Origin of the sequence: uncultured Flavonifractor sp., assembly GCF_944387675.1 — a bacterium.
In the GTDB taxonomy this organism is placed as follows: domain Bacteria; phylum Bacillota; class Clostridia; order Oscillospirales; family Oscillospiraceae; genus Flavonifractor.
Window position 1 is genome coordinate 1 of sequence record NZ_CALXFV010000129.1, and the last position, 5,237, is coordinate 5,237.

The window sequence follows — 5,237 nt, forward strand, 5'->3', positions numbered from 1 at the left end:
GGCGGTGGCCACCCCGGCGATGGAGCCGGTGCCGATGGTGGAGGCCAGGGCGGTGGACATGGCCTGGAACCGGGTCAGGCCCCGCCCCGTTCCGGTCCCCGTCCCCCGGAGCAGGCCGCCCAGGGTGCCGCCCAGCCACCGCCCGACCCCAAAAATCTGAAAGAAGCCGGTTTTAAGCGAAAAATACAGGCCGCTGAGCAAAAACAGGCCCAGCAGCCAGGGATTCCAAAGCCAGTTGCCCAGCCGCTCCAGCATGGCCACGCCCCCACCCCCTCTCTCCAGAGGTATGCGGTACCGGCCCGGGTCATGCCTGGGGCGGCTTCAGCTCAGGGGCAGCCGGGCGGTGAAGGTCACCCAGCCCTGGTCCAGGGCGGCGGTGAGCTTGCCCCGGTGGCGCAGCACAATGGCCCGGGCGGTGGACAGGCCGATGCCGTATCCCCCCGTATCCCGGGACCGGGAGGGGTCGGCCCGGTAAAACCGGTCGAACAGCCGGGGCAGCTGGGCCGGCTCCAGCCCGGCGCAGGGATTGGAGACGGTGAGCACCGCCCAGCGGCCCTGCCGGGCCAGCTCCAGGCGGATGGTCCCACCCTGGTCGCAGTACTTCACCCCGTTGTCCAGCAGCAGGGTACACAGCCGCTTCATATTTTCCGTCACCCCCCGGAGCACCAGGCCGGGGGCCACGGCGCACACCAGGGTTTTTCCGGCGGCCTGGGCCAGCAGGGCATAGTCCTCCCCCTGCTCGGCCACGATCCGGCTCAGCTCCACCGGCTCGGACTCCTCCTCCGGCAGGGCCTCCTCGGTGCGGGCCAGCTCCACCAGGTGGCCGATGAGCCGGTCCAGCCGCCCCACCTGCACCTGGGTGCTGGCCAGCCAGCGGTTCTCCCCCACCATATGCTCCAGCAGACCGGTGTTGGCCGAGATGATGGCCAGGGGGGTCTTCAGCTCGTGAGAGGCGTCGGTGACAAAGCGGCGCTGCTTCTCCAGATTCTCCGCAAAGGGGCGCACCACCCGGCGGGAGAGGAACACCAGCAGCAGCAGCACGATGACCACACAACTCAGGGAGGCCAGCACCGTCAGCCGCAGCACGCTGCCGGCGGCCTGCATCTGGAGGAAGCAGTCCAGCACCACAATGACCGTCCCCTCCTCCCCCTGGTCAAACACGCCGTAGCGGTAGTAGCCGCTGTATCCGGCGGCGCGCCCGCCCTCCAGGATGTCCGCCACCCGCTCCACCACCATCTCCCGGTCCAGGGCGGCGATGTGCTCGATATCCACCTCCGCCACCTCTCCCCCGCCGGTGAGGCGCACCATGAAAAACCGGGTTTCAAAGGGGGTCTCCCGGGTGATCTGGAAACCGGAATCGGCGCCGGGATCGGCCTGGAGCTGAGGCTCGGGGAACTGGCCGGAGTGGCGGTACAGCGTCTCAATCACCTGGTCCGCCCGTCCGGCGGCGGTGAGGCGGTAGCCCAGGTTGATAACCAGGCAGAGCAGAGCCAGGGTCCCCGCCAGGGAGGCCAGGGCGATGAGGAGGAACCGGCGGCGGAGGGTGCCGATCATATTCCGGCCTCCAGCATGTACCCCCGCCCCCGGCTGGCGGCGATACGCACGCTGGTGTGCAGCCCCTCCAGCTTGCGGCGCAGGTAGGAGATGTAGGCCCACACCACGTTCAGCTCCGCCTCGCTCTCATAGCCCCAGATCCGCTCCATCAGCTCCTCGGTGGACAAAAACCGGCCCTGCTGGCGCATGAGCAGCTCCAGCAGCTGGTACTCCCGGTTGCCCAGCCGCACCGAGGCCCCGTGGGCGGAGAGCTGGAAGGTGGTCCGGTCCAGGGTCAGATCCCCCACCGTCAGCCGGTCGGGAGTGAATGCCCCGCTCCGCCGGGTCAAGGCCCGCACCCGGGCCACAAACTCCCCCATGGCAAAGGGCTTGGACAGGTAGTCGTCCGCCCCGGCGTTCAGTCCCCGGATGCGGTCCTCTACCGGCGCTTCTTTGGGACGCCGGTTATCTCGGTGTCGGAATAGCAAAATCTTTTCACCGATTTTGCCCCCTGATAATCTGCGCTCTACCTGTGTGCTTTCAGCGCAGACGCCAACCTGATAACTAAGCTAAATGACATTATAGTCCCAATTTTCCGGCAGGGACAGCATTTGCGAAAGCAGCCCTTTGGCTTTCAGGGACAGGTCTTTATTCCGCAGGTGGTGGTTGGACATCACCGTGTAGCCCCGGTTTTTCTCCACGCGAAAAACTGCCATCTCGTCGTCAACTCCTTTCACTTGGAATAGAACCGCGTCAAGGGCGGTGAGCTTGCCCGGCTGGTAGGGACACTCTGCATATACGCAAAACTGGTATTTCCAGTCGGGGCGGTAAAAACGGCAGTCGCCGCAATCCTCCGGCGCTCCGGCGTCGCCGCTGTCAAAGTGATCTGCTCCCGGCCTCTGCTGCATGAGCTGTTCAAACGCCCGGTCGCTGTCGGAAGTGAAGTACATAGGCTGTCGCCTCCTTTCGGCTTTTGGGCAAAAAGAAAAGCCGCAGATTTTGAAAAAAGTCTGCGGCTTGGCCGGGGAAACAGAAAAGGGCGCTGTCATGCTTGACAACACCCTGTTTCTGCCTGATTATTCAGTTGTTTTGACCTGCCCCGTTTTCCGCTGCCCTAAAAAACATTGATTTTACTGGTTTTTTTCATGTTTTCTTATGGCAACGCTCTTGAGGGCGTCAGGCTTTTCCCCGCATCGTCTTGTCCTGATACAGTTTTTGATCCGAGGCTGTTTTCAACTCAATGATATCCTTGAAGGCAACGGGCTTTCCCACCTGGAAGTTCCGCGTCTCCCAGCCGTGGGACACGCTGACTGGAAAGGGATGCTGGTTCCTGTCCCGGACCAGCGCATCAAACCGCTGTAGGTCCTGGGAAATGTCGTCCCACGCGGTGAGGATCACGCAGAACTCATCCCCGCCGATCCGATAGCACTGGCCGGAATAGCCAAACACCTCATTGATACACTGGGCAACCAGGAAAATCACCTGATCCCCCACGTGGTGGCCATAGGTATCATTGATGTACTTCATCCGGTTGATGTCAAAGAGAATCAGCCCCACCTCGCCGGGAGGATTGGAGACAAGCTCACGCAGCCGCAGCTCGTAGGCATTGCGGTTGGCCAGCTTGGTCATGCTGTCCTCCGTGGCCAGCTGCCGGTAAAATTCGGTGTACTGCTTTTCCTTCCACACCCGGCCAAACATCATCACGGTGTCCATCAGCATGCAGAGAATCAGCGCAAGCAGGCTCCACGCGTACAGCACGGCGCTGTTGGTGGGCGGCAGAAGCCCGGCGTGATACAGGAGAATCGAGATCAGCGCGGTGGCAAAGATCAGCAAAATGCCCCAGAACGTGCAGGTCAGCCGCCCGTTCCGGCGGACCCCCCGCTTTTTCAAAAGCGCCCGGAGCAGCACAGCCAAAAAGGTGATGATAATCAGGTGTACACTGATGGCCGTGTCCCGGATGGAGACCGCCCCCAGAAGATGCAGCAGCATCCAAAAACCCGCGTTTCCAGCGGTGACCCACAGCAGATACCGCAAAAACACGTTCTTCACCTCCAGCATCAGCTGGAAATAGAACAGCAGCGGAATGGGCAGCAGATAGAATACACAGTAGCTGAAGAAATAGGTCAGGGCATAGTTCCCGCCGAACACCGTGGTGAGCTTGGAATCCAGAAGAATCCAGGTGCCGGAGAGAAAAATAAACGCGGTCAGCGACAGAATCAGCGGAATCCCCTCAATCTTCCATCCCGCCATAAAACAGACGACAAAGAGCAGCAGCAGGGTGAAGAGCATACAGCACAGCCACACCAAAATGGTGGGCAGATGGGACAGGAGCAGGTACATCTCAATGGCGTCCGGATGATCCTGAAGGATGGGCGAAAGCTCCCACTCCGGCCCGTCCTCATACCTGGTCAGCTCAATCCGCAGGGCGGCGGCGCCGCGGCAGGCCTCCGCCGGAACAAAATGCCACATACTGCTCAAGGCGTGCTCCCGGCCCTGGGCCGCCTCGTAAACCAGCGTCTGGTCCGCCCAGACACGGATGGACTGATACCGCGTCTGCACGGCCAGGACATCCGTTCCATCCAGCTCCGCTTCGGACAGGGCGTGTACCAGGTACAGCGTGTCGCCGGCCAGCTCCAGCCGGCAGGGCAGCTGCTCCAGCGGCGACAGGCTCCCTCCCTCTTCATAGAACCAGCCGGTATCCATCTGCCCGACCTCCGGGTTGGGAATCCCGTCCAGAGGGGTGGCGTTGTGCAGGGCCGTCAGCCATGTTAAAAGCATCACAGCGGCCAGAATCCCAAAAAACAAAATTCGCTTATGCGAAGATCCCCAAATTGTATAGCCAGTCATGTCCAGATCCCACCTAATCGCAGTGAATAGAAGGCAAGCGGCGCGCCGCCGGCCGGCGGTGCGGCTTCCCCCGCCGGATATGGCGGCAGAACAGGCAAGGCCTGCAATTTTTCTGCTTCTATCATACTGGAAAAGGCCCCTTCCGTCAAGCGGCAGGCGTGGCCCATCATGCCAATGCTTCCTGATCATGCCACCCCCTCCCGCTCCTGCGGAACGCGTCCGGCGCCGCGGGTTCAGGCTATCTTATGCGCAAACGGCCGCCGCGGACGCTCTCAGCTCCGCGGCGGCCTGGGATATGGAGCAAATGCCGCCCTCCGGCGGCACTTGCTCCGGGTATAAAAGCGCGGCAGGTGAGAGTTTCCTCCCCGCCGGATTGCTCCAAGCAGCCTTTGATCAATCGCCGTCCTCGCTAAAAAAGTCGCTGTCCAGCCGCTTGATTTGGTACACTGCTTCGGTAGATACGCCGATGTTATATTCAATCATAAGTTTCGCCAGAGATTCCCCATCAACCAGTACCACCTTAGTTGTATGCTGCTTCTTGGCGTATTCACGGGCTTCTTTGGTGAACTGTGCGGTGGTGACAAAAAGTCCCTTATTGGCGCCCTGCCCTGCCAGCGCACCTACAAATTTTTGAATCTCCGGCCTCCCGATGGACGTGGCCCGGTCCCACCGTTTTGCTTGAACGTAGATCAGACTAAATCCCAGCTTATCCTCCCGGATAATGCCGTCAATTCCCTCGTCGCCACTCTGTCCAACGACAAGTCCCGCATTTTCTACCGAGCCGCCATACCCCATATTCTCCAGCAGCCGAACCACCAGCTTTTCAAAGAAAGCAGGGGTCTGCTTCATCATCTCCG

At 61.2% G+C, this 5,237-nt stretch carries 5 protein-coding genes and 1 pseudogene; all 6 read right to left on the reverse strand.

The features are described 5' to 3' along the window. On the reverse strand, positions 1 to 255 hold a 255-nt coding region (locus Q0J74_RS10265), incomplete at its 3' end, for an alanine:cation symporter family protein (protein ID WP_297214312.1). Positions 256 to 321: 66 nt separating this feature from the next. After that, positions 322 to 1,554: a sensor histidine kinase gene (locus Q0J74_RS10270; RefSeq protein ID WP_297214303.1), complete on the reverse strand. Its 1,233-nt coding sequence runs from the start codon at positions 1,552 to 1,554 to the stop codon at positions 322 to 324. Then, positions 1,551 to 2,021 carry a response regulator transcription factor gene (locus tag Q0J74_RS10275; protein WP_297214306.1) on the reverse strand — a complete coding sequence of 157 codons (471 nt, stop codon included), beginning with the start codon at positions 2,019 to 2,021 and terminating at the stop codon, positions 1,551 to 1,553. The genes Q0J74_RS10270 and Q0J74_RS10275 overlap by 4 nt, the downstream gene beginning before the upstream one ends. A 93-nt stretch (positions 2,022 to 2,114) precedes the next feature. Beyond that, positions 2,115 to 2,483 (reverse strand): annotated as a pseudogene (locus Q0J74_RS10280) (helix-turn-helix domain-containing protein); the annotation flags it as partial. 226 nt (positions 2,484 to 2,709) lie between these two features. Beyond that, the gene (locus Q0J74_RS10285) at positions 2,710 to 4,311 is read right to left on the reverse strand and encodes a GGDEF domain-containing protein (RefSeq protein WP_297214315.1); all 1,602 of its coding nucleotides are present in this window, start codon (positions 4,309 to 4,311) and stop codon (positions 2,710 to 2,712) included. 462 nt (positions 4,312 to 4,773) lie between these two features. Next, on the reverse strand, positions 4,774 to 5,237 hold a 464-nt coding region (locus Q0J74_RS10290; RefSeq protein WP_297214309.1), incomplete at its 5' end, for a restriction endonuclease.

Bases quoted from the DNA above. Each gene is read 5' to 3' on its own strand.
- Q0J74_RS10285 (WP_297214315.1), bottom strand. From the start codon at position 4,311: ATGCTTTTAACATGGCTGACGGCCCTGCACAACGCCACCCCTCTGGAC.
- Q0J74_RS10270 (WP_297214303.1), bottom strand. From the start codon at position 1,554: ATGATCGGCACCCTCCGCCGCCGGTTCCTCCTCATCGCCCTGGCCTCC.